Source organism: Winogradskyella ludwigii (genome assembly GCF_013403985.1).
GTDB lineage: Bacteria > Bacteroidota > Bacteroidia > Flavobacteriales > Flavobacteriaceae > Winogradskyella > Winogradskyella ludwigii.
Window position 1 is genome coordinate 1017297 of the sequence record NZ_JABFDF010000001.1, and the last position, 25405, is coordinate 1042701.

Genomic DNA, 25405 nt, shown 5'->3' on the forward strand with positions numbered 1-25405 from the left:
ACTTTGTGTAATAAATTCGTTAGTTCAATGAAAAGAACGCAGAAACCCCTTTTGTATAGTTTATGTATAGGTTAATTAGATGTTTTAAACAAAATAAAATTAAATCTGTAGTGCTTATTGCTCTACTGATTGCATATTATTTCTGTTTACCTCAACAATTATTTAAAGATCCTACTACCACAGTTATCACAAGTCAATCTGATGAATTACTAGGAGCATTGATAGCAAAAGACGGACAATGGAGGTTCCCAGCAAGTGATAGTATTCCTGATAAATTTAAAACTTGTATTCTTCAATTTGAAGATGAATATTTTTACAAACATCCTGGTTTTAATCCTATTTCAATATTTAAAGCTTTAAAAGGCAACTTAAGTTCTGGCACTATAAAACGTGGAGGAAGTACGATAACGCAACAAGTTATTAGATTGTCACGGAAAGGACAATCGCGAACGTATTTTGAGAAATTAAAAGAGCTTGTTCTAGCAACGCGGTTAGAATTTAGATTATCTAAAGACCAAATTCTAAATCTCTATGCTAGTCATGCTCCATTTGGAGGTAATGTCGTAGGAATAGACGCAGCTGCTTGGAGATATTTTAATCGAAACGCTTCCGATTTATCTTGGGCAGAAAGTGCCACTTTGGCTGTTTTACCTAATGCACCAAGTTTAATTTACCCTGGGAAAAATCAACAGCGTTTACTAGATAAACGCAATCGATTATTAAAAAAACTAAATCAAAATGGCACCATTGATACACTAACCTACGAGTTATCTATTGCTGAAGGTTTACCAAAAAAACCATATCCTTTGCCACAAATAGCACCTCATCTACTTCAAAAAGTTGCTAAAAGATATAAAGGCGAACGTATTAAAACCACATTAAAAACAGCGCTTCAAAAACAAACTAATGCCATTGTTAAGCAGCACTACAATCGGCTGAAGCAGAATGAAATTTATAACGTTTCGGTACTAGTATTAAATGTTCACACTAGAGAAGTGTTAACTTATGTTGGCAATTCCCCAACAGATAATGCGCATCAAAAAAGCGTGGATATTATTGATAAACCAAGAAGTACAGGTAGTATTTTAAAACCGTTTTTATATGCTTCTATGTTAGATGCTGGCGATTTGCTACCAAATACATTGGTCGCGGATATACCAACTCAATTTGGCAGTTATCAACCTAAAAATTTTAATAATTCATATGATGGTGCTGTGTTTGCAAATGAAGCTTTATCGCGTTCTCTTAACGTTCCTGCCGTTAGAATGCTTCAAGATTTTGGGTTGGATCGGTTTTATCATTATTTGAAACAACTTAAATTAAAGGATTTAAAATACAATGCTAATCATTACGGATTATCATTAGTACTTGGAGGTGCAGAAAGTAACTTATGGGATTTGTGTAAAAGCTATGCTGCAATGGCTTCAACTTTAAATCATTTTAATAACAATTCTAGTCAGTATTACACCAAAGAGTTTATTCAACCCACTTATAATTTTAAGCAGCCCGTTAACTTCGGAAAACTAACCAATGAGAAAACGGTTTTTGATGCCGCTTCCATATTTCTAACTTTTGAAAGTATGAAACAGGTAAACCGACCACAAAGTGACGAGAGTTGGGAGTTTTACGATTCTTCGCAAGAAATTGCATGGAAAACAGGAACGAGTTTTGGTTTTAGAGATGCTTGGGCTATTGGCACAACAAAAGATTATGTGGTTGGTGTTTGGGTAGGCAATGCAGATGGAGAAGGACGACCAGGCTTGGTTGGTGTGCAAACGGCTGCTCCAATTCTATTTGATGTCTTTGATGTATTACCAAAAAGTGATTGGTTTGCGACACCTTATGACGAAATGTTAGAGGTGAATATCTGCAAAAAAAGTGGTTATAGAGCATCTTCAATTTGTGATGATACAGAACTGCGGTATATTCAAACAAGTGGACAGAAAACAGAACCTTGTCCTTTTCATAAGTTAGTTCATTTAGATGCTTTGGAACGTTATCAGGTAAATTCGTCTTGCGAATCGGTTTCAAACATAAACACCAAACCATGGTTTATACTTCCTCCGTTACAAGCCTATTATTACAAATCTAAAAACCCCTTTTACAAAGTTGTACCACCTTATAGAGTTGACTGCACAGAGGCTTCAAGAATTTCAATGGAATTTATATACCCAAATCAGCAGAGTACCATTTATTTACCTAAAGATTTTGATGGTAATATTAATGATGTCATCTTAAAAGTAGCCCATTCTAAACCCCAATTAGAAATCCATTGGTATATTGACAGTAAATATATTGGCAGTACAAAAGACATTCACGATATGGCTGTTTTACCACCTTCTGGAGAACACATCATTACAGTTATAGATGAATTAGGTAACGAACTGAAACATAAAATTACGATTTCAGATTAAGATCATTCAAGCACAAATCGTTATGTTTGCAGAAATAAATCAACTTATTAATTATGGAAATTGTTCAGTTTATACATTCAAAATGGGCTTATCTCGTTCTATTAGTTTTAGTTCTTGCCACTTTTAACGCACTTATTAAATTTTTTGGTGATAAAGAATTTGATGCTAAAGATTTTAGAATTTCATTATTCGCGCTTATTACAATGCACATTCAATTATTGCTAGGTATTATTTTATTTTTCACAAAGGATTATTTTGGAACCATTAAAGAGATTGGTGGCATGAGTGAATTAATGGCAAATAAGCCACTAAGGAATCTTATTGTTGAGCATCCACTTACAATGATTATTGCTGTTGCCTTACTTACTATTGGCTATTCTAAACATAAAAAGAAATTAACCTCCAGACCAAAATTTAAGCTCCTAGCTATTTTTTATACGTTAGCCTTAGTTTTAGTACTAGCAAAAATTCCATGGGGTTTATGGTTTTAAATTTAAAACCAACACATAAAAAAAAGCGTCTTGAAATAATTTCAAGACGCTTTTTTTATATTGTAACTTTTAGTTTACTAATGTTTAGTATCTTCCTTAATCAAATAAATATATACTGGAAAGTGATCACTATAACCGCCTGAAAGTCCTGCATTAATCATTCTTAAAGGATACCCTTTATAACGTCCTTCTTTATTAGTTAAGTACGTTTGATTAAAAATACCTGCTTTATAAAACCTGAATGATGAATAATCCTTTTCTAAAAATGGTTGTGAAATCAATATCATATCAAATAAACTCCAAGCATCTCTATAGCCGGTTGTTCCTAAACCCATTTTCTTAAACTGATTCTCATACGGGTTATAAATACCTTTAAGTTTTACCTTATCTTTATTTGCTTCTGTTTTTATTTCCTTTTTCATACTATCATTAGTAGGGTTATCATTGAAATCACCCATAGTCATAATTTTAGCATAAGGATCTATAGATTGTAAAGAATCAATAATTCGCTTATTTAATTTACCTGCAGCAACACGTTTAAATCTACTTCTTGCTTCACCTCCACTTCGAGAAGGCCAGTGATTAACTATAATATGAATTAAATCTCCATCTAATTCACCACTCACTAACAACTGATCTCTCGTATATACACGTTCTCTTGTAGAATCATCATATATAAGTAATTCATGAGAACTTGAATCAATAGGTTTAAAAAGTGCTTTTTGATATAATAATGCAACATCAATCCCTCTTTTGTCTGGGGAATCGAAATGAATAATACCATAATCTTTATCTAATAATTCTGGCTCATTAACCAAATCCATAAGTACCTGTCTATTTTCTACCTCAGAAACACCTATAACAGCAGGTGAATTTTTTGTATCAGCTTGTCCAATATCTGCAACCACTGTTGCCATATTATGAAGCTTATTTTTATAAGCTTTCCCTCTTAAAGCCTCATTCATTTCCATAATAGGACTTGCCTCATCATACTTTGTAGTATCATTTATGGTATCAAATAGATTCTCTAAGTTGTAAAATGCTACAGTATGTATCTTATACTTTTTCTTTTCTTGTGCATTTATACATACCGAAGCACAAAGCAACGCGACAATCAAATTAATCTTAAAAATTTTCATTTAGCTTATATTAAATTTACATTAAGGATATTACAAATCTTAGACCAAAAGTAGATATTTATTATAAATTAATGTTAATTTGCACAGCTTAAATAATTCAATTATTTAAAACACAGACATTATTAACTTAAAATTTGGTATGAAAAAAAGTTTAATTATTTTATTATTTGGAGTTTTTTCTTCCTTTACCATGATGGCACAAAGTACCATTATTAAAGGTAGCGTAAAAGATGCTGCATCTTCAGAACCATTACCTGATGTAACTATTACAATCGAAGAAACTCAACAAACTACATTAACTAATGGGTTTGGAGAATTTATTTTTTCTAGCGACGTACCGTTAGGAGAACAGGTTTTAAAAATTTCAAAAACAGGTTATGAAACTAAACGTTACCCTATTATCGTAAACCAAGGACAAACTGTAGATATTACGGACATGACCTTAGATATCGATGTTTCAGACGTTCAGGACATGTTTACAATTACATTATCTGATGATGAACTTAATGATGATACAAGTGGTGCGGATAACATTTCTGGATTACTATCTTCATCGTTAGATATATTCCAAAGAACAGCAGCTTTCGAATTTAGTTCTTCATTCTTTAAAGTAAGAGGTTTAGATTCTGACAATGGTTCTGTTTTAATGAACGGAATTGAAATGAACAAACTTTATAATGGAAGACCACAATGGAGTAATTGGGGAGGCTTAAATGACATGATGCGTAATCAAGTATTAACATCTGGCTTAACTCCTTCTGAATACAATTTTGGTGGTGTATTAGGAACATCAAATATTATTACTAGAGCTTCTTCTTATAGAAAAGGTGGTAGAATTACATTATCTTCTTCAAATAGAAGTTATACTAATCGTGCTATGGCAAGTTATGCTTCTGGTTTATTAGATGGTGGTTGGTCTTACGCTTTAATGATAGGAAGACGTTGGGGAGATGAAGGTTTTGTAGACGCAACATTATATGATTCTAATTCATTTTTTGCTTCTGTAGAAAAGAAAATAAACGAAAAACATAGCATAAACTTTACATCTGTTTATACACCAAATAGAAGAGGGAAATCTTCACCAAACACGCAAGAAATTTATGACCTTAAAGGGATTAAATATAATGAATATTGGGGAAGCTTAGATGGAGAACAACGTAACTCTAGAATTAAAGAAGTTGAAGAGCCTATCTTTATGTTAAACCATTATTGGGACATTTCTTCTAAAACAAAATTAAACACTAATGTTGGTTACCAATTTGGTAAATTAGGAAATAGTAGAATAGATTACAGTGGTGGTGGAAACCCAAGTGCTGCATACTACCAACTTTTACCAAGTTACCATGAACAAAGAGATGATCTTGCAGGAGCTTATTTAGCAGAGCAAAGATTTTTAGACGATGGCCAAATTGATTGGGAAAGACTAATCGATGCTAACGTTACAAACAATATTAATGATATTACGTCGGCTTACGCTTTATATGAAGACAGAGCAGATGATACACAACTAACGGTTAACTCTATATTTACTTCTGAAATTACTGACAACATTATTATTAATGGTGCCGTAAACTACAAAAATTTAAAATCAGAAAATTTTGGTGAAGTTATCGATTTATTAGGATCTAATGTTGGTTTATTAAATGTAGATTCTTTCGATGGTTTTGAATACGATAACCGAAACGGAGGTAGAATTGTAGGTGAAGGAGATAAATACAGATATAACTATAACTTATATGCTGATGTTCTTTCTGCATATGCTCAAGGTCAGTTTAAGTACAACAAATTTGATTTCTATTTATCGGGTAACATTACAAGTACAACATACCAAAGAGAAGGTTTATGGGAACATAGTAGATTCTTAGGTGATTTATCTTATGGTAAAGGAGACGAAATTTCTTTTACAGGTGTTGGCGCAAAAGCGGGATTCACTTATAAAATTTCTGGAAAACATTTAATTGATGTTAATGGAGGTTACCTTACTAGAGCACCAAACTTACGTAACACGTTCTCTAACTCTAGAGAAAATCATACCGTTGTAAAAAATATTACTGAAGAAAAAGTAAGTTCTTTTGATGCAAGTTATATTTTTAGATCACCAATAGTAACGGCTAAAGTTACTGGATTCTATACTAAAATAGCAGATGCTAACGAAGTAGGCTTTTACTATGCAGATGGCTTAAGTGGTGGAAACGATATTGATGATAATGATACCTCTGCCTTTGTTCAAGAAGTTTTACAAGGTATAGACAAAAAACACTTAGGAGTAGAATTGGGTATTGAAGCACAAGTAACACCAACTATTAAATTAAAAGGTGCAGCTTCAATTGGTCAGTATACTTATGATAACAATCCAGATTTATATTTAACATCAGCTAGTTTTAATACTACAGATGGATCTATTCCTTTTGGAAAAGCAAACTTAAAAGATTATAAACTTGCAGGAGGACCTCAAAGAGCTGCTTCTATAGGCTTTGAATATAGAGATCCTGATTTCTGGTGGTTTGGAGCAACAGCAAACTTCTTTTCTAATGCTTATATTGACGTAAATGCATTGACAAGAACAGAAAACTTCTACTTAGGTTCAGATGGGTTACCTGTAAACGATTATGATGAAGATTTAGCTACAGAATTATTGAAGCAAGAAGAAATTAGCGATTACATGGTAGTAAACCTTGTTGGTGGTAAGTCTTGGAAAGTAGGCGAGTATTACATTAGTGTGTTTGCTAGTGTTGGTAATTTACTAGATGTAGTATATAAAACTGGTGGTTTTGAACAAGGTAGAAATGCTAACTACGCAGAGTTAAGAGATGACAATGCAGATGGCAATCCTAGATTTGGTTCTAAATACTGGTATGGACGTGGTGCAAATTATTTTGTTAACTTTAACGTAAGATTCTAAAAAAAAAAGAAAAATTAATTAATAATTATTACAAATTATGAAAATGAATAAATTTTTAAAATTAATCCTAGTTGTAATAGCTTCTGTTACTATTACCTCTTGTGTGCAAGATGACGACTATACTGTTCCTGGTAGCTTAGGAGACGAAGAAAATAAAGCGCTTCAAGATTTATTAGCGACTTCTACAGAGGTTTCTTTTGATTACGCTAAAGCATTATATGACTCTGACCCAAATAATGATGGAGATAATGACGACGCTATTCCTTACGAAGTAGAAAATGACATCTACATCAAAGGTTATATTTCATCAAGTGATAGAACAGGAAATTTCTATAAAGAACTATACATTCAAAATAGTTCAGAAAATCCAACTAGCGCAATGAAAATCACTTTAGACCAAGTAGATAATTACAATCAATTTAACAAAGGAAGAGAAGTTTACGTTAAATTAACAGGACTTTATATTGGTGAAGAACGTACAGGTAGTAACGTTTACACTATTGGTGCTACACCAGAATTCGATCAATTTGGTGGTACAGTAACATCATTAAACTTTAATCAAATTGCTCAAAACGTATTACGTTCAAGTACTTCTGAAGAAATTATTCCTTTAAATCTTTCTTTTTCTGAAATTACAGATCAACATGTAGGTATGTTTGTCCAGGTTGATAATGTTGAGTTCGCTGATAACTTAGCTGGATTACAGTATTTTGATCCAATTGAAGTTTATGATACAGCAAGAACATTACAATCTTGTAATGGTTTTGGTTATGATACCTTTATATTAGAAACAAGTTCTTTTTCTTCTTTCAAAGCATTTGATTTACCAACAGGAAACGGTACAATAAAAGCTGTTGTTAGTAAAACATTCGATGCTGTTAGTTTTATTTTAGCATTAAATTCTGTTGATGATGTAGCAATGGAAGGTGCTAGATGTTCTTTATTAGACCTTGGAGATTTCGCTACTATTTTCGAAGAAGATTTTGAAGGTATGTCTACTGGATCTGCAATTTCAAGTAATGGTTGGACGTCTTACGCTGAAGTAGGAACATACAACTGGAGAGCTTTAACAACAACTGACGCAGGAAACCCTGGACCTGGTAATACTATTGCCTCAATGGGCGCTTACAACTCTAACACAGATGTAAACATTGCTTGGTTAATTAGCCCATCTATTGATTTAGATGCTCAAAGTACAGAATTTGTTAATTTCCAATCTTCAAATAGTTTTTCTGATGAGAGCGAATTACAAGTTTTAATATCTACGGATTGGGATGGTACAACAGCAAATGTTGCGACAGCTACATGGACTGCACTTCCTGCTACAGTAGTAGGTGCTGATGTTTATTATGAAGACTGGATTGATTCTGGATTGATTAACTTAAGTTCTTATTCTGGTACGGCATATGTTGCATTTAAATATATTGGTGGTTTTCCAAGTAGTGGAGATATCGATGGAACATTTGAAATAGATAATTATAAGATTTTAGGAGAAAACTAATAATTAATAATTTTATACAAAAAACCTGCTGATTGTACAATTAGCAGGTTTTGTATTTTTAACAAGTCACTTAAAATGGGATCAATTTTAGACACGTATTATATCACAATTTTAAATCATTATAAAAAGACGCTTGGTAAACAAAGTTTAACCATAGCACTTCTATATATTAATTTTCTAGAACTCTCTATTGTGCTTGCTTTAGCAGCCTTTTTGATGGGGTTTGCTAGTCAGATGAAAATGCAACTGATGTCTTCTACAAAGTTTTGGGTTTTGCTTACTATAATTGCCCTATTTGTGATCGCTAAAAACTGGATGCGCTATAATGGCAAAAAAAGAATGATGCTTAACGCTAAATCGCGCCGCACAGATACATCTATATACTTATTATGGATACTACCTATAGGATGCTTAGCTATTGCGTCTATATTGCTTCAAGTACAATAACGGAACTTACAAATAGTACTATAATAAAAAAACGCTACCCAAAAGGATAGCGTTTTTTTTATTATTTATTTAAGTGTAAGTTATTTAGCTTTTTTCGCTTTACTACAACACTCTTTCTTACAATCTGCTTTACAAGCTACTTTTTCAGCATCTGTTTTATTTGCACAACACGCTTCTTTACAGTCTGCTTTACAAGCTTTCTTCTCTGCACCAAAAGCATCTACTGCATGCATATCTTTAACCTTATAAGTATCCGAAACTTTACCAACAGCTTCTTCTAAAGACTTTGGAGTTACTTTAGCTTCATCATATTCTACCATAGCTAAACGATTATCAAAATCTACTTTTGCAGATTTTACACCTTCCATTTTTGCCATTTTCTTTTCGATGGTTTTAGCACAACCCATAGCGCAAGTCATACCATCTATACCAAATTCCACTTTAGCATACGTCGCATTTGGATCTAATGTTGTAGCAACATCTTTCTTAGTCTTTTCTATATCTACAGTTTTTACTTCTGGCTGAGTTTCGTTTTTGCAAGAGGTAAAAACGAAAGCCATAATAGCTACGATACTTAATGTCTTTAATGTCTTCATTGATTCTAACTATTAAATTTTGCATAAATTTAATGAATATTGACGTTCATTGTAAAGGAATTAACGAATTTTGTGATTCTTTTTAAAGCCTTTTTATGAAAAGCCCTAACATTAAGTGGATATATCTTTTAATGCTCTCTGTTATTTGGGGGAGTTCATTTATTTTAATTAAAAAATCACTTTTAGGTCTTACAGCTTATCAGCTTGGAGCACTAAGAACCATAATTACAGGTATTTTATTGTTAGCTTTCGGTTTTAATAAACTCAAAACAATACCAAAGTCTAAATGGAAATGGCTTTTTCTCTCTGGTATGCTAGGGTCTTTTATTCCTGCTTTCTTTTTTGCCATTGCTGAAACCGAAATTGATAGTGCTGTAACTTCCATATTAAATTCACTTGTTCCACTAAATACCATCTTGCTTGGTTTTGCTGTCTTTAGAATTACGTCGACTAAGCGTCAAGTTTTGGGTGTTGTTATTGGATTTATTGGTACCGCAATTTTAATATTAAAGGGCTCTGAACTAAACCCGAATCAAAATTATTTATATGCCGGTTTTGTTATTGCATCAACTGTAATGTATGCCGCTAATGTAAATATTATAAAACGGTATTTACAAGATGTAAAACCTTTAGCCATTGCCACTGGAAATTATGTATTTATCGTATTACCAGCATTAATTGTACTGTTATTTAGTGATTTCTTTACAGCGGAAACATTTAGTAATCCTGCTTTACCAAAAGCACTCATGTACATTTGTATTCTCGCTTTTTTTGGAACAGCGTTAGCAAAAATAATTTTCTTTAAGTTGGTACAATTATCAACCCCTGTTTTTGCCTCTTCAGTAACTTATATAATGCCAATTGTAGCACTGACATGGGGGATATTAGATGGCGAAGCCTTTAGTCTTATTCAAGGTATAGCCGCCTTACTTATTTTAGTTGGTGTCTATCTATCTCATAAAAAATAGATATAAAAAAAACCGAAGCTTTCGCTTCGGTTTTTTTTATGTAATTTATTGCTTTCTAAGCTTAGTTAAAATCAGCAGCAGTTACACCTTCATTAACTTTAATATCTGTTATATTAAACTCAAAGACTTGTGGTCCTGTAGCAACTTTAAAACTGTAAGGCATCATAACACCGTTAACATCTTTATAATCTTTAAAATCAGTTATGGTAGTCACAGTTTGTCCACCAGCTTCTGCTGTTTCTTCCGTTCTTACTAATAAACTAGAATCAACACTGTAATATCTATATTCAAAAGTATCTCCTTTAGTTACTTTAATTTTATAAACATCTGCTCCTTCAATAGTAGCAACACTTTCTAAAGCTAATGCAGACGCTTCAAAATATAATTCAGAAAATAAACCTTTTTCAGCTTTCTTAGATGCTAAAGTCTTATCATCCATAGGTGCTTTTTGACCTTGACCCTCTTGGTAGCCAGTTTCACCGTTAAAGCTTTGCTTCATTACAGTTCCCATACCTTCTATATTTAATTCCATAGAAGATTTATTAGGTACCATTTGCTTCATAATTGCCGTTGGCTTGTAAGGAGCTCCTGGAATAACAACGTTTGCATTCATTAAAAGAGAATTAACTTTTTTAAGATTTGCTTCACCTCCAATTGCTGCTACATATTTACTAACAACAGTTTCAGCTGTTACACCTGCTGGTATTGGTTTAGAGAAAACTGGTTTTTCAGTAGCATTAGCGAACTTATCGTAATACTTAATAGGAATACCTGTTTTTTCAAGATTTTCTATAACATCACTTCCTTTACCAATAATTACTATTCTCGCATTTTCAGGCTTAATGTATTTATTAGCTACACGCATTACATCTTCTGCAGATACTGCATTAATTTTTTGTAAATACGTAGTATAAAAATCTTCAGGTAAGTTATTAAGCTTAATATTTAAAGCATAACGTGCTACAGTCTGAGGATCTTCTAATCCCATAATAAAGTTACCTACATACTTTGCTTTGGTATCTTTTAACATCTGAGGATCTACTGATTCTGTTTTAATACGATTGATTTCTTTCATCGCTTCAACAACAGCACTATCAGTTACCATGTTTCTTACTTTAGCTGTAGCATTAAAACTTCCTGCTCCATATCTATTTGCTCTTAAACTAGAATAAGCACCATATGTATACCCTTTATCTTCACGTAAATTTTTAAACAAATAACCTTCACCACCACCACCTAAGATGCTATTAGCAATTATACTTGCGTGATAATCTTCGTCATTCATTTTTAAATCTACAGTATTCTTAATTGCAATACTAGATTGAGATGCATTAGGTAAATCAACAAAATTAATTTGTGTGTACTGTGCATTTGGACTAACAGCAGGAACAGTATTTGTGACATCTACTGATTTTTCCCAATCACCAAAATACTTTTTTACTTGCTTTTTTACATCTTTATAATTTACATCACCTATAATAACTAAATAAGCGTTATTTGGATTAAAGTGCTTTTCATAATACGCCAGAGCATCACCAAAAGTTACATTATTAATTGTTTCTTCTGTAACAAACTCTCCATAAGGATGTTTTGCTCCATATAACAATGCAGCTCCTACACGACTACTTATAGCATCAATACTTTTTTCTTCTGTCTTTAAGCCTTCGATAAGTTTTGTTTTTTCTTTTTCGAATTCTTCTTCAGTTAATAAAGGATTAATAGCAGCATCTGCCATTAATTCTAAAATTCTTTCAGAATATTTAGAAAGTGTTCTTGCGAAACCACCACTAATACCAAGGTTTAAACTAGCACCTAAAAAATCGATTTCCTCATTAAAGGTATCTTTAGAAATAGTTGTAGTTCCGTTACCTAACATACTTCCAATAAGACTTTCAATACCAGCTTTTGAACCAGTAGCAACAGGATTATTATCAATATTTAAAGAATAAGTAACTCTAGGAAGTTTATGGTTTTCAACAACTAAAACTTTTAACCCATTTTTCAATTCAAATTCACTAGGAACTTCTAACGAAATAGATGGTTCTGGTCCTGATTTTGGTTGCTTTGAGCGATCTAATTGTGCATTTACGCTTACTACTGATATTAAGAACAGTAAAATAAATGCTGATAATTTCGTTTTCATATTATATATAATTTTCATCTTATTGTTCGTCTGTTTGTGGTAAGTATTCAATTTCAACACGTTGATTAGGACTTAAGTATTTTTTAGCTACTGCTTGAATGTCCTCTCTTGTAATAGATCTGTAAATTTCAATTTCTTTATTAATTAAATTTACATCATCATATAATAAATAATATGTTGCTAATGATCCAGCAATACCTTCAATACTTGAATTTGCATTTACAAATTGATTTTCAAATTGATTAATTAATTTTTGATGATCACGTTCAGAAATTAAATTCGTTTGCATTTCAACAACTTCTTCATCTATTTCAGCTAATAACGTCTCTAAAGTAACCTCACCAAGTGGAAGTGCAAACATTGCAAATATGTTATAATCTTTTTGCGAAATATTAACAGCTTGTACGGCTAAAGCTTGTTTTTGATTGTCTACTAATTTTTTATAAAGTACAGAACTTTTACCACCACTTAAATATGAAGAAATCATATCTAAAATATAAGCATCCTTTGTTCCAAATCCAGGTGTTCTATATGCTGCAAGGATAGCAGGAATTTGAATGTTTTTATCGTAAGCTTTTGCTTTTTCTGTAACTGTTATTGGTGTTTCTTTTTGGAAGTTTCTAACAACTTCAGGTCCTCTTTTAACTTCGCTAAAGTATTTTTTTACTAATTCTTTAGTTTCACTAGGGTTAATATCTCCAGCTACAATTAAAACAGCATTGTTTGGTCCATAATAATCTTTAAAATAAGTATTAAACTCTTCTAAAGTAGAAGCATCTAAATCTTTCATAAAGCCAATATTTGGATCTTTATAAGGGTGCACTTTAAAAAGATTAGATCCTAAAGTTTCAAATATTTTACCATAAGGAGATTCGTATCTCTGACGTTTTTCTTCTTTAACAACCTCGTTCTGTGTATCAACACCTACTTGGTCAATAACAGGATGTAACATACGCTCAGATTCTAACCATAAACCTAATTCTAGTTTATTAGATGGAAAAACCTCATAATAGTAAGTTCTATCTTGAGACGTGTTTGCGTTAAATCTTCCTCCATTAGCAGGAATGATTTTCATGAATTCACCACGTGCAATATTTTCTGACCCTTCAAATAAAAGGTGTTCAAAAAAGTGAGCAAAACCTGTACGAGGTGCTTCAGCGGTTCCTCCCGCATCTTTTCCTCCAACATTATACATAACTGATGTAATTACTACAGGAGCAGTGTTGTCTTGATGAAGAATAACATGCAATCCATTGTCTAAGTCAAATTCTTCAAATTTAACTTCTTGCGCTATAGCCTGATGGCCTATAAACAACAAAGAAGTCAAAGCCAGTAAATAGTTTTTCATTGTAGTTTTGTTTAATAATTAAAATTGATTCAAGTGTTTGTCTGTTGTTAATGCAGATTGTTACAAAAATAAGCAATGAATTAAAGATTTTTTATAATAAAAGGTGAAATCTATCTAAATTTTGACACCTTATGCTAGTTATTTTACTTTCACTATTCATGAATTTAAAATTAAAGAGCCTAAAACGCTTAAAACGTTTGCCTATTAAGAATTTAGAAGTATATTTGCATCCGCTTTCTGAGAAGAAAGCAATTTATTTATAAACAAATTAATAAAAACGTTTACGCTATGTACGCAATTGTAGAGATAGCAGGGCATCAATTTAAAGTTGAAAAAGACCAAAGAGTTTTTGTTAACCGTTTAGCAATAGAAGAAGGTGAGAAAGTAGATTTCGATAACGTTCTTTTAATTGGTGATGGTGACAATATTACTTTAGGCGCCCCAGCTATAGACGGAGCACAAGTTAGTGCGAAAGTCTTGAAGCACCTTAAAGGTGACAAAGTAATAGTTTTCAAAAAGAAAAGACGTAAAGGTTACCGTGTTAAGAATGGACACAGACAATCTTTAACTGAAATTGTAATTGAAAGTATTGCTACTTCTGGAGCTAAAAAAGCAGCTCCGAAAAAAGAAACTAAAAAAGCTGAACCAAAAGCTGCTCCTAAAAAAGCAACTGGTAAAGCTGATGATTTAAAGAAAATTGAAGGTATTGGACCAAAAATTGCAACTACTTTAGTAGAAGCTGGTATCGCTACTTTTTCTGATTTAGCTAAAGCTACACCAGAAGCAATTTCTGAAATTATCGCAGGAGTTCGTGGTAACCATGTTACTGACACTTGGCCAGCACAAGCACAATTAGCTGCTGATGGTAAGTGGGACGAGCTTCAAAAATGGCAAGACGAATTAGATGGTGGTAAGGCTTAATTGCATAACTACTTAAGTATAACAATATAAAACCTTAGATCATGGCTCATAAAAAAGGAGTTGGTAGTTCGAAGAATGGTAGAGAATCAGAATCAAAACGCTTAGGTGTTAAGATATTTGGTGGACAAGCTGCTATTGCTGGAAATATCATTTTAAGACAACGTGGTAATACACATCACCCAGCTGAGAACGTATACCAAGGAAAAGATCACACTTTACACGCTAAAGTTGACGGTCTAGTAAAATTTACTAAGAAAAAAGACAACAAGTCTTACGTTTCTATTGAGCCTTTTGAGGCTTAAGAAATTCATTTCTTAACAAATTGTAAAAACCCTTTCTATTTATAGAGAGGGTTTTTTATTTATTTTTACGGCACTAATATCAATTCTTATGAAATATTTTGCCATCTGTCTTTTTCTTTTAGCTTCTCTGCAAATAAACGCACAAGCAAAAAGCACGACTAGTAATTGTAATATTGAAATGACAAAAAACACAATTACATTAAAAAAACTAACTATTGATTGTAAAGCTTTAGACAATAAAGCGATAGCAGAATTTAAATTCAAAGTTCCTAAACAAAAAACTGTTGCTATAAAAGGTAGTCAACTTAATGCTGAAGCTAGAAAATACGCCTCTACATCTAAAGTCGGCGATACTGTTATTTTATTTGACATCAAATTAGAATCTGGAGAAAGCTTAGATCCTATTTCGATTACAATTATAAAATAGCCTTAAATAATCTCCATCTTCTTCAATAAAAAACTCGCATTCATATTTTGGCAAACGCCTTGTTTTAATTTGTAATCGAAAAAGAGTTCATCATTTATAATCTCAGCATCAAAGTAGTAATTTTTTACAGCTTCTAATTGGGTTTCAATTTCCGTGAGACTTAAATCATGTGTAGCAATGATTCCTGTAGCATGCAGCTTTACTAATTTTTCTACAAATTTTCGTGACCCAATAGCCTTATCTGTGCTGTTGGTTCCTTTTAAAATTTCATCTAGAATAACGAAATAATTTTTATCATTTTCAATAGTATCTACAACAAACTTTAATCTCGTAAGCTCACTAAAGAAGTACGAACTATCATCCGTTAACGAATCTGTTGTTCGCATACTTGTAATAAGTTTAATTGGCTTGTATTTACTTTGTTTAGCACAAATAGGCAATCCAACATTAGACATAACAATATGAAGTGCTACAGTTCTTAAAAAGGTACTCTTACCTGCCATGTTTGCACCTGTTACGATGAAGAATTGTTCTTCTTCTAGTTTTAAATCACTATCAACTCGCTTTTCAGCATTTAATAACGGATGTCCTAATTCTTCGGCTAAAATAGTCATAGGCTCTTCTGTTAGAATTGGGTAGGTAAAATCTTGATTATTAAACGCATAATTTCCAAAGCTATTAAACGCATCAAAGAAGGTAACCACTTCAAACCAATCGTCTACTTTATCTGAATATTCAGTAATCCATTTTTCAACGTTATAACTCGTTCTAATATCTACAAGTAAATAACCGTTTCCAAAAACCGCCGATATCAGATTGTTTCGATTATCTAAAGCGTCTAAAACCTTTGAGAATTTCGAGAATATCTCAGAAGCTTTTAAACCTTCTGATTGAATCATTTTTTGTTTAGACTTTAATAATTCTGAATTAAATTCTGAACCTTCAATCGCTTTTAGTAATAAAGCATATTGTCTAAAAGTGTCTTTTGCTCTTTCGGTATGTTGGGCTAAATTATTGATTTGTTTTAAATAGCTACCCGTAATTCCAAGACCTAAAAACAGCCAATAACCAGCAATAGAAATCGGTATTATTTCTGCGATTCCTAAGCCTATAAGTACCAATGAAGCGATACTAAATATAATAGTTAAACCATATTGTGTTTTTCCTAAAAAAGGCTTGTAGTCTTTTAACCAAGTTATAATTGAGGCTGCCGAATGTTCTATCTCAACACCTTGTGCAATGGCCGAATAGTTTTGTCTCCATTCTGGTAATGCTGCTAGTTCTTGTATGGCTTGTTGACGTTCTTTGATATTAGTAATATCGTTAGACAATAGATTTTCTGTTAGTTTTTGAGCACCTTCTTTTACAGCTGTTCTATTCATAAATTGAAAGAAAGAACCTTTTCCAAATAAATCTATATCAAGACTAAAAAAATGTTTAGGATCTTGAAATTCTAAACCATCTGGTCGCTCATAAAAATCGCCTTTTGCAATTCTTAATTCATCTTCATTGATTGTAATTAGTCGTTTGTGTAAATCCCTTTTCGACTTTAAATCTGTATATCTAGATAAGAGGAAAAGAAAAACTGCCATTCCTACAACTCCAATTCCAACAGCAACTTGCCAATTCAGATAGGTAAAGTAGATCCCTATTCCAGTAAGAACAAAAACTGAAAGCCGCGTAATACTCAACAGGCTTAGTTGTTTAAATATACGTTTAGATTCAATTTGATTACGTTCTAATTGTTCTTTATAAAATGTATTTGGATTTTGCATGATGCGATTTTAAATGCGAAATATAAGAAAAGTAAAAATCCCAAGTCATAATTATGCTTGGGATTTATATATCATTTAACGTCTTCACTAAAAGAAGATATTTAATAGGCTTAACCTTTTAGAGTCGCTGATAAATACTCACGATTCATACGTGCAATATTTTCTAGAGAAATGCCTTTAGGACATTCTACTTCGCAAGCTCCTGTGTTAGTACAGTTACCAAAACCTTCTAGATCCATTTGCGCTACCATGTTTTGAACACGATCTGCAGCCTCTACTTGTCCTTGCGGTAATAATGCATATTGAGACACCTTTGCACCAACAAATAACATAGCAGAAGAGTTTTTACAAGTTGCTACACAAGCACCACAACCAATACAAGTTGCTGCATCCATAGCTTCATCAGCATCATGTTTAGAAATAGGAATATTATTAGCATCTTGTGTATTACCAGAAGTGTTTACAGAAATGTAACCACCTGCTTGTTGAATACGCTCAAAAGCCATTCTATCTACTACTAAATCTTTTATTACAGGAAATGCTGCTGCTCTAAATGGCTCAATTGTTATTGTATCACCATCATTAAACATACGCATGTGTAACTGACATGTTGTAATTCCTCTGTCAGGTCCATGAGCTTCACCATTGATGTACATTGAGCACATTCCGCAAATTCCTTCACGACAATCATGATCAAAGGCTACAGGTTCTTCACCAGAGTTTACTAACTGTTCATTTAAAACATCCATCATTTCTAAGAAAGACATGTGTTCTGAAATTTCAGTTACTTTATAATCGACCATTTGACCCTTAGCTTGTGAGTCTTTTTGTCTCCAAATTTTAAGTGTTAAATTCATATCGTCTTTCTTATTTGTATGAACGTTGTTTTAGTTCAATATCTTTAAATTCTAATTCTTCTTTATGTAAAACAGCATCAGCAGGTTCTCCTTTATATTCCCAAGCAGATACAAACGCAAAATCTTTATCATTACGTTTTGCTTCACCTTTTTGAGGACCATCTAATTCTGCAGATTCTTCTCTAAAGTGACCACCACAAGATTCAGCTCTTACTAAAGCATCTTTTGCGAATAATTCTCCTAATTCTAAGAAATCGGCAACACGACCTGCTTTTTCAAGCTCAGTATTCATTTCATTAGCTGTTCCTGGTACAGAAACTTCCTTCCAAAATTCTTCTCTAATCGCTTTAATTTCTACCATTGCTTCAGTTAAGCCTTCTGCGTTTCTAGACATTCCTGCCTTGTCCCACATTACCTTCCCTAATTTCTTATGGAAATAATCGACAGATTTTGTTCCCTTATTGTTTACAAAGAAATTAATTCTCTCAGAAACTTCTTTCTCAGCATCATCAAACTCTTTAGTATTTGTTGGAATTTCCCCAGTTCTAATATCATCAGATAAATAATCACCAATTGTATAAGGCAATACAAAATAACCATCTGCTAAACCTTGCATTAAGGCCGAAGCTCCAAGTCTGTTTGCACCGTGATCAGAGAAATTAGCTTCACCAATACAGTAACATCCAGGAATGGTAGTCATTAAGTTATAATCTACCCAAACACCACCCATTGTGTAATGTACTGCTGGGTAAATCATCATTGGTGTTTCGTATGGATTTTGATCTATAATCTTCTCATACATTTGAAATAAGTTACCGTATTTTTCTTTTACGATAGCTTGACCTAATTCAATTATTTTTTCTTTAGTAGGATTATCTAAATTATGAATTTTAGCTTGCTCTTTTCCATAACGTTGAAAAGCAGAAGCAAAATCTAAATAAACTGCTTCACCAGTTGCGTTTACACCATAACCAGCATCACAACGTTCTTTTGCTGCTCTCGATGCTACATCACGAGGCACTAAGTTACCAAATGCAGGATAACGTCGTTCTAAGTAATAATCGCGTTCATCTTCTGACAGATCAGTTGGTTTTTTACGACCTTCTCTAATTGCCATTACATCTTCCATGTTTTTAGGAACCCAAATACGACCATCATTACGTAATGATTCTGACATTAAAGTCAATTTCGATTGGTAATCTCCCGAACGCGGAATACATGTTGGGTGAATTTGTGTGTAACAAGGATTTGCGAAATATGCTCCTTTTTTATGTATTTTCCAAGCTGCAGTTGCATTAGAACCCATAGCGTTTGTTGATAAGAAATATACATTTCCGTATCCACCAGAACCAATAACAACAGCATGAGCTGAATGTCTTTCTATTTCACCAGTAATTAAATTACGAGCAATAATACCTCTTGCTTTTCCGTCTACAATAACAACGTCTAGCATTTCGTGACGGTTAAACATCTCAATTTTACCACGAGCAATTTGTCTATTCATTGCAGAATAAGCTCCTAATAATAATTGTTGACCTGTTTGACCTTTAGCGTAGAATGTTCTAGAGACTAAAACACCACCAAACGAACGGTTATCTAATAATCCACCATAATCACGTGCAAAAGGAACACCTTGCGCCACACATTGGTCAATAATATTAGAAGACACCTCAGCTAAACGGTAAACGTTTGCTTCACGAGAGCGGTAATCACCACCTTTTACAGTATCGTAGAACAACCTGTAAGTAGAATCACCATCACCTTGATAATTTTTTGCTGCATTAATACCTCCTTGAGCAGCAATTGAGTGTGCTCTACGAGGTGAATCTTGATATGCAAATGCTTTTACATTATAACCTAATTCCGCTAAAGTTGCAGCAGCAGAACCTCCAGCAAGACCTGTACCAACAACAATAACATCAATGTTACGTTTGTTGGCTGGGTTTACTAAATCAATTTTATTTTTATAATCTGTCCATTTATCTTTAATTGGACCCTTTGGTACTTTTGAATCTAAAGCCATATTAGATATGTTTTTTAGTGAGTAAAGTGATGGAATAACGCAATGAAAATAAATCCTAATGGAACTAAAATCGCGTAAGCTTTTCCGAATCCCTGTAATCCTTTTGTGTATTTGTTATTTGCGCCTGTAGATTGAAATGCAGAGTCAAAACCATGTAATAAGTGAAGTGCTAAAAACACAAAACCTACGATGTAAAATGCAACTCTCCAAAGTGGAACAAATTTTTCTTGTAATTCATGAAAATATCTGAACTCACCATTGTGCATTCCAGTCATATCTCCAACAATATACTTTGTATTAATTTCTGGAATCCAAAAATCAATAAAGTGAATGATTAAGAATGCTAGGATAAAACCTCCACTCCAAATCATGTTTCTGCTCATCCATGTAGAATTGGCAGCACCATTGTTTTTAGCATATTTAACACCATTTGCTTTGTTGTTTTTGATTTCTAATACAAAACCCATTACAAAGTGAAAAATAACACCAATAATTAAAATAGGTTGTATAACATATTGAATCACCCAAAACGTCCCCATAAAATGAGATATTTCGTTAAAAGTATCCGGGTTTATTACAGAAAAAAGGTTAATAACAAAATGTTGTAGTACAAAAATCATTAGGAAGAGTGCCGAAAGTGCCATGGCAAACTTTCTTCCAATCGACGAATTTAGAATTCCGCTCATTGTAAATCTAGTTTATTTTAGTCTAACAAAGATACAGCGCAATTAACATTTTCCCAACTGTGCCATAGTATAATTAAATTATTTAGAATGAATTTAATCTAGAACCCTCTATTACTTGATTTCTAGAGCTGTTTTTCCTTTTTCAATTTCAATTACGTAGTCACCTTTTGGCAAATACTGCTTTTTATTACCTGTCTCTTTAAAGTGAATCTCTTTATTTTCCTTCATTAAAGCTTTCTTTCCTTTTTCGGTGAGCTCTAGATTATAATTCACATAATTAAACCCTTTATCTACACCAACAGGGATACGATGTAATTCTGTTCCTTTTTGAGTTAAGATTTTTAAAGTTTTTTCACCTGAAGAATCACTATAAAATTTAATCGTTATTTCAGGCTCAAAACCATCATCCCAAGAACTCCAAGCACTTCCCCAACGGCCAGAATGCTTTACAGATTCCAGATCAAAAAATGCAATAGGTTGTGATTTCATATCCGAATTTAAGACCTGTAAAGCTTCAATATTGGTTTTATAAATACTACGTCCATGAGTTCCTAATAATAAATCTTTAGCTTCGGGTTGAATCACAATATCATGAATAGCAACATTTGGAATGCCTTTTGAAAATGCTTCCCAAGATTTCCCCATATCAAAAGATACATAAGCTCCATTATCAGTTCCTAAATACAATAGGTTTTCATTTTCAGGATCTTCCTTAATTACATTAACTGGAGACGTTGGAATTTTTACTCCAATGTCTTTCCAAGTTTGCCCATAATCGTCACTCATATAAGCATAAACTTTAAAATCATCCCAACGATAACCATTCAAAGTGATGTAAACCCGTTCTTTTTTATGCTGAGAAGCAACAACTCTAGTTACCCATAAATCTTTTGGTAATGTGGTTGAGATATTAGTCCAACTGCCACCTGCATCTTTAGTAATACTTACAACTCCATCATCGCTTCCTGTATAAATTAATCCAAATTGAAATGGACTTTCACTAATAGATGTTAATGTACCATAAGCCACATTGCCTTTTTTCCCTCCATTGGTTAAATCTTTACTTATAGCTTCAAAATCATCGCCTTTATTCATAGATCGCATCAATTTATTACCTCCTAAATACAAAATATCTTGATTGTGAGGTGATAATAATATTGGTGTTTGCCAATTGAATCGATAAGGTGTTTCTCCTAAAGTATGTTTTGGCTGAATGTATTCCCGCTTACCAGTGTCTCTATTAATTCTAAAATAATTCCCAAACTGATAACCAGTATAAACAATATTCGCATCACGACTATCAATCTGAATTTGCATACCATCGCCACCCATAATCGATTCCCAAGGATATTGACCGCGTTGATGCCAACTTTTATCTTCTCTTGCATTATTTGCACCAACCCAAACTCCGTTATCTTGAAGACCTCCATAAACATTATACGGTTTTTCATTATCAATATTAATCGCATAAAATTGACCAACAGATGGCGAATTTAACTTTATCCAATTTTCACCATCATCGTAACTCATGTTGAGTCCACCATCATTTCCATTAATTAAATGCCCTTGCATTTTAGGGTTTACCCAAAGCGCCTGATGATCTGAATGCACATTTTCACGACTAATAGATGTAAAGGTTTGACCTGCATCCTTTGACTTCAATATTGGAACTCCCATAATATAAATTCCATTCTTATCCTGTAGATCTACTCGAATTTCACCAAAATAATAACCATAACTGTAATACAAACCATCGATAAAATCCTCGTGAGTTTTGTTCCAAGTTCCACCTCCATCTGTACTTTTATAAACCTCAGCACCAATCACAGGTGTATCAAACAGCATCGCATTTGCGTCTTCTAAATAATGTGCCAAATCTATAGGTTTTACAGAACCACTACTTACCAATTGTTTGACGTTAGAGGCTCTATATTTTTCCTGAAAACCATTAGTCTTAAGATATTCATTCAGTTTTTTATCTTCTAATTTCATAAATGCTTCAACACTCATGGTTTTAAAATCGTCTTTTGTTAATCCTGAAGATTCTGTCTTTTTAGATTTATCTGTTCTATGGAATTGACTATCATGTAAAGCATAAATCGTGTTTTCGTCAAACATCGCGATTCCAATTCTACCAACTCCTTCTCCTACTGGAAATCCACTGTTTTTTGTTGAAACCTTTTCCCAAGTATCGCCTCCATTTACACTTTTATATATTGCTGAATTGTTTCCACTTCCTGTAAAATTCCATGCTTTTCGATCTCTTGTCCAAGACGAAGCAAACATTATATCAAAATTATTCGGTGCATGTTGTACGTCAATTATACCACTCATATTATCTACAAATAGTGTTTTATTCCATGATTTTCCTCCATCTGTAGTTTTGTAAATACCACGTTCTTCGTTTGGCGAATACAAATGACCTGTAACACCAACGACCACTTCTTCTGGGTTTTTAGGATTAATAAGAATACGACCTATATGATGCGAATCTTCCAAACCAACATGTTGCCAAGTTTTACCGTTATCGTTAGATTTTAAAATTCCGATGCCTGAATAACTAGATCGTGAGCTATTATTTTCACCTGTACCAACCCATATGGTTCTATTTTTCCAATCTACAGCAATATCTCCAACATTTTGTGTTGCAGAATTATCTAATATCGGAGCAAATGTTGTTCCATTATTAATTGTATACCAAACACCTCCAGATGCATAACCAACATAAAATTCGGATGGCATTTCTGGATTCACATCCACATCTACCACACGACCACTCATAACTGTTGGTCCAATATTTTTAAAAGGCACATTTTTCACTAATGATGTTTCCGTCATTTTTTGTTTCTGAATTAATGCTTCCTTAATCATTTCTGCAGAAGTTGCAGGTTGTTGAGAAAAGGCAAAAAATGAACTTATAAAAAATGTGAGCGAGAGGAATTTTGACTTATACATAGTGGTTGGATTTTTAATGCCATGAAATTAAGCTTTTCAGAATAAAACGTCTTAAAATCCTCCTAAAATTTATCAGATTGTAAGCTTTGTCTTTTGCTTGCGGTTTTAGTTTCATTACTTTTGATATTGAACTGAAATCAACAAAAACTTCGCACTCCTACATAGAATTCACTTCGACTGCACTCAGTGTGACAAAACATAAAATGTTATTCTCATGAAATACAATTTAATAGACAAACAACTCTTTATAAAAAACCGCAAAAACTTTATGGCTCAAATGAAGCCTAGCAGTTTGGCCGTTTTTAATTCTAACGATATTTACCCAATAAGCGCAGACAGTACTTTACCTTTTGCACAACACCGTGATATTTTTTATTTATGTGGTGTAGACCAAGAAGAAAGCATCTTGGTTTTGTTTCCAGATTGTCCAAAAGCAAAACATCGTGAAATTTTATTCTTAAAAGAAACCAATGAGCATATTGCTGTTTGGGAAGGCGAAAAACTAACCAAAGAAAAAGCATTTGAAACCTCTGGTATAAAAACCGTGTATTGGCTACAAGATATGGAAAAGGTGATGTTTGAATTAATGACGCAATGCGACACGGTTTACATTAACACCAACGAACATTACAGAGCTAATGTAGAAACTGAAACACGCGAAGATCGTTTTACAAAATGGCTACTTAATAAATATCCTGCGCATAGTGTCGCAAAAAGCAATCCTATTTTACAACGTCTGCGTTCTGTAAAAGACCAGATCGAATTAGACTTAATTCAGCAAGCCTGCGATATTACAGAAAAAGGATTTAGACGTGTTTTAAAATTTACAAAACCCGGAGTTTGGGAATACAATCTCGAAGCCGAATTTATGCACGAGTTCCTAAACAACCGCTCTAAAGGATTTGCATATACTCCTATTGTTGGATCGGGAAACAATGCTAACGTCTTACATTATATTGAAAACAACCAAGAATGTAAAGCTGGTGATTTAATATTGATTGATGCTGGTGCAGAATATGCAAATTACGCTAGTGATATGACGCGTACTATTCCGGTTTCAGGGACATTTAACGATAGACAAAAAGCCGTTTATAATGCCGTGAATCGCGTAAAAAATGATGCCACAAAAATGCTAGTTCCAGGAACATTATGGGAACAATATCATGTAGAAGTTGGTAAACTGATGACTTCAGAACTTTTAGGCTTAGGTTTATTAGATAAAGCCGATGTGCAAAACGAAAATCCAGATTGGCCAGCGTACAAAAAATATTTTATGCACGGAACATCTCACCATATGGGATTAGATACGCACGACTACGGCATTTTAACAGAACCAATGCAAGCCAATATGGTCTTTACTGTTGAACCTGGAATTTACATTCCTAATGAAGGTTTTGGCATACGCTTAGAGGATGATGTGGTTATTCAAAATTCAGGAGAACCTTTTAATTTAATGCGTAATATTCCTATTGAAGCAGAAGAGATTGAGGACATCATGAATTCTTAATTC

Annotated in this window: 19 protein-coding genes; 10 read left to right on the top strand and 9 right to left on the bottom strand. The window is 33.1% G+C overall.

What is annotated here, in order from left to right:
* Positions 1–62: 62 nt before the first annotated feature.
* Together pbpC and HM981_RS04260 are read left to right on the top strand one after the other, a co-directional pair.
* Positions 63–2414 carry a penicillin-binding protein 1C gene (gene pbpC, locus HM981_RS04255; protein ID WP_179337331.1) on the top strand — a complete coding sequence of 784 codons (2352 nt, stop codon included), beginning with the start codon at positions 63–65 and terminating at the stop codon, positions 2412–2414.
* 50 nt (positions 2415–2464) lie between these two features.
* A complete protein-coding gene (locus HM981_RS04260) occupies positions 2465–2905 on the top strand; it encodes a hypothetical protein (protein ID WP_179337683.1) in 441 nt (146 codons plus the stop codon).
* Positions 2906–2982: 77 nt separating this feature from the next.
* On the opposite strand, the gene HM981_RS04265 is transcribed toward HM981_RS04260, so the two are convergent.
* Positions 2983–4044, bottom strand: coding sequence for an endonuclease/exonuclease/phosphatase family protein (locus HM981_RS04265; protein WP_179337332.1), 1062 nt, complete (start codon positions 4042–4044; stop codon positions 2983–2985).
* Between the two features lie 139 nt (positions 4045–4183).
* On the opposite strand from HM981_RS04265, the gene HM981_RS04270 reads away from it, so the two are divergent.
* The 3 genes from HM981_RS04270 to HM981_RS04280 all read left to right on the top strand — a co-directional run bounded on the left by HM981_RS04270 (position 4184) and on the right by HM981_RS04280 (position 8894).
* Positions 4184–6946, top strand: coding sequence for a carboxypeptidase regulatory-like domain-containing protein (locus HM981_RS04270; RefSeq protein WP_179337333.1), 2763 nt, complete (start codon positions 4184–4186; stop codon positions 6944–6946).
* Between the two features lie 43 nt (positions 6947–6989).
* Positions 6990–8447, top strand: a complete 1458-nt coding sequence (locus HM981_RS04275; RefSeq protein WP_246286103.1) for a DUF5689 domain-containing protein — start codon at positions 6990–6992, stop codon at positions 8445–8447.
* Positions 8448–8522: 75 nt separating this feature from the next.
* On the top strand, positions 8523–8894 hold the full coding sequence (locus tag HM981_RS04280) for a hypothetical protein (protein WP_218846273.1): 372 nt from the start codon (positions 8523–8525) through the stop codon (positions 8892–8894).
* An 80-nt stretch (positions 8895–8974) separates the two neighbouring features.
* On the opposite strand, the gene HM981_RS04285 is transcribed toward HM981_RS04280, so the two are convergent.
* On the bottom strand, positions 8975–9490 hold the full coding sequence (locus HM981_RS04285) for a cation transporter (RefSeq protein ID WP_179337335.1): 516 nt from the start codon (positions 9488–9490) through the stop codon (positions 8975–8977).
* Positions 9491–9585: 95 nt separating this feature from the next.
* On the opposite strand from HM981_RS04285, the gene HM981_RS04290 reads away from it, so the two are divergent.
* Positions 9586–10458, top strand: coding sequence for a DMT family transporter (locus HM981_RS04290; RefSeq protein WP_179337336.1), 873 nt, complete (start codon positions 9586–9588; stop codon positions 10456–10458).
* A 61-nt stretch (positions 10459–10519) separates the two neighbouring features.
* On the opposite strand, the gene HM981_RS04295 is transcribed toward HM981_RS04290, so the two are convergent.
* Both HM981_RS04295 and HM981_RS04300 read right to left on the bottom strand, forming a co-directional pair.
* Positions 10520–12601: a M16 family metallopeptidase gene (locus HM981_RS04295; RefSeq protein WP_179337337.1), complete on the bottom strand. Its 2082-nt coding sequence runs from the start codon at positions 12599–12601 to the stop codon at positions 10520–10522.
* Positions 12602–12620: 19 nt separating this feature from the next.
* Positions 12621–13949 carry a M16 family metallopeptidase gene (locus HM981_RS04300; protein WP_179337338.1) on the bottom strand — a complete coding sequence of 443 codons (1329 nt, stop codon included), beginning with the start codon at positions 13947–13949 and terminating at the stop codon, positions 12621–12623.
* A 288-nt stretch (positions 13950–14237) separates the two neighbouring features.
* On the opposite strand from HM981_RS04300, the gene rplU reads away from it, so the two are divergent.
* The 3 genes from rplU (at position 14238) to HM981_RS04315 (ending at position 15599) form a co-directional block, all read left to right on the top strand.
* Positions 14238–14870, top strand: coding sequence for a 50S ribosomal protein L21 (gene rplU / locus HM981_RS04305; protein ID WP_179337339.1), 633 nt, complete (start codon positions 14238–14240; stop codon positions 14868–14870).
* A 41-nt stretch (positions 14871–14911) separates the two neighbouring features.
* Positions 14912–15172 carry a 50S ribosomal protein L27 gene (rpmA, locus tag HM981_RS04310; protein WP_179337340.1) on the top strand — a complete coding sequence of 87 codons (261 nt, stop codon included), beginning with the start codon at positions 14912–14914 and terminating at the stop codon, positions 15170–15172.
* Between the two features lie 178 nt (positions 15173–15350).
* Positions 15351–15599, top strand: coding sequence for a GldM family protein (locus tag HM981_RS04315; protein ID WP_179337341.1), 249 nt, complete (start codon positions 15351–15353; stop codon positions 15597–15599).
* 2 nt (positions 15600–15601) lie between these two features.
* Here the strand turns inward: HM981_RS04315 and HM981_RS04320 are convergent, their stop codons facing one another.
* The 5 genes from HM981_RS04320 to HM981_RS04340 all read right to left on the bottom strand — a co-directional run bounded on the left by HM981_RS04320 (position 15602) and on the right by HM981_RS04340 (position 23895).
* Positions 15602–17374 carry a MutS-related protein gene (locus HM981_RS04320; protein WP_179337342.1) on the bottom strand — a complete coding sequence of 591 codons (1773 nt, stop codon included), beginning with the start codon at positions 17372–17374 and terminating at the stop codon, positions 15602–15604.
* A gap of 110 nt (positions 17375–17484) precedes the next feature.
* Positions 17485–18231: a succinate dehydrogenase/fumarate reductase iron-sulfur subunit gene (locus tag HM981_RS04325; RefSeq protein WP_179337343.1), complete on the bottom strand. Its 747-nt coding sequence runs from the start codon at positions 18229–18231 to the stop codon at positions 17485–17487.
* A 10-nt stretch (positions 18232–18241) separates the two neighbouring features.
* Entirely contained in the window at positions 18242–20254 is a 2013-nt protein-coding gene (locus HM981_RS04330; protein WP_179337344.1) for a fumarate reductase/succinate dehydrogenase flavoprotein subunit, read from the bottom strand.
* Between the two features lie 14 nt (positions 20255–20268).
* The gene (locus HM981_RS04335) at positions 20269–20940 is read right to left on the bottom strand and encodes a succinate dehydrogenase cytochrome b subunit (protein ID WP_179337345.1); all 672 of its coding nucleotides are present in this window, start codon (positions 20938–20940) and stop codon (positions 20269–20271) included.
* A 111-nt stretch (positions 20941–21051) separates the two neighbouring features.
* Entirely contained in the window at positions 21052–23895 is a 2844-nt protein-coding gene (locus tag HM981_RS04340; protein ID WP_179337346.1) for a WD40/YVTN/BNR-like repeat-containing protein, read from the bottom strand.
* A 214-nt stretch (positions 23896–24109) separates the two neighbouring features.
* On the opposite strand from HM981_RS04340, the gene HM981_RS04345 reads away from it, so the two are divergent.
* Positions 24110–25402 (top strand): aminopeptidase P family protein, encoded by a 1293-nt coding sequence (locus HM981_RS04345; protein WP_179337347.1) that lies wholly within the window; start codon positions 24110–24112, stop codon positions 25400–25402.
* The last annotated feature ends 3 nt before the right edge of the window (positions 25403–25405 follow it).

Bases quoted from the DNA above. Each gene is read 5' to 3' on its own strand.
- HM981_RS04300 (WP_179337338.1), bottom strand. From the start codon at position 13,949: ATGAAAAACTATTTACTGGCTTTGACTTCTTTGTTGTTTATAGGCCAT.
- HM981_RS04275 (WP_246286103.1), top strand. From the start codon at position 6,990: ATGAATAAATTTTTAAAATTAATCCTAGTTGTAATAGCTTCTGTTACT.
- rpmA (WP_179337340.1), top strand. From the start codon at position 14,912: ATGGCTCATAAAAAAGGAGTTGGTAGTTCGAAGAATGGTAGAGAATCA.
- HM981_RS04280 (WP_218846273.1), top strand. From the start codon at position 8,523: ATGGGATCAATTTTAGACACGTATTATATCACAATTTTAAATCATTAT.
- HM981_RS04290 (WP_179337336.1), top strand. From the start codon at position 9,586: ATGAAAAGCCCTAACATTAAGTGGATATATCTTTTAATGCTCTCTGTT.
- HM981_RS04340 (WP_179337346.1), bottom strand. From the start codon at position 23,895: ATGTATAAGTCAAAATTCCTCTCGCTCACATTTTTTATAAGTTCATTT.
- HM981_RS04315 (WP_179337341.1), top strand. From the start codon at position 15,351: ATGACAAAAAACACAATTACATTAAAAAAACTAACTATTGATTGTAAA.
- pbpC (WP_179337331.1), top strand. From the start codon at position 63: ATGTATAGGTTAATTAGATGTTTTAAACAAAATAAAATTAAATCTGTA.
- HM981_RS04320 (WP_179337342.1), bottom strand. From the start codon at position 17,374: ATGCAAAATCCAAATACATTTTATAAAGAACAATTAGAACGTAATCAA.
- HM981_RS04295 (WP_179337337.1), bottom strand. From the start codon at position 12,601: ATGAAAACGAAATTATCAGCATTTATTTTACTGTTCTTAATATCAGTA.
- HM981_RS04265 (WP_179337332.1), bottom strand. From the start codon at position 4,044: ATGAAAATTTTTAAGATTAATTTGATTGTCGCGTTGCTTTGTGCTTCG.
- rplU (WP_179337339.1), top strand. From the start codon at position 14,238: ATGTACGCAATTGTAGAGATAGCAGGGCATCAATTTAAAGTTGAAAAA.
- HM981_RS04335 (WP_179337345.1), bottom strand. From the start codon at position 20,940: ATGAGCGGAATTCTAAATTCGTCGATTGGAAGAAAGTTTGCCATGGCA.
- HM981_RS04325 (WP_179337343.1), bottom strand. From the start codon at position 18,231: ATGAATTTAACACTTAAAATTTGGAGACAAAAAGACTCACAAGCTAAG.
- HM981_RS04285 (WP_179337335.1), bottom strand. From the start codon at position 9,490: ATGAAGACATTAAAGACATTAAGTATCGTAGCTATTATGGCTTTCGTT.
- HM981_RS04330 (WP_179337344.1), bottom strand. From the start codon at position 20,254: ATGGCTTTAGATTCAAAAGTACCAAAGGGTCCAATTAAAGATAAATGG.
- HM981_RS04270 (WP_179337333.1), top strand. From the start codon at position 4,184: ATGAAAAAAAGTTTAATTATTTTATTATTTGGAGTTTTTTCTTCCTTT.
- HM981_RS04345 (WP_179337347.1), top strand. From the start codon at position 24,110: ATGAAATACAATTTAATAGACAAACAACTCTTTATAAAAAACCGCAAA.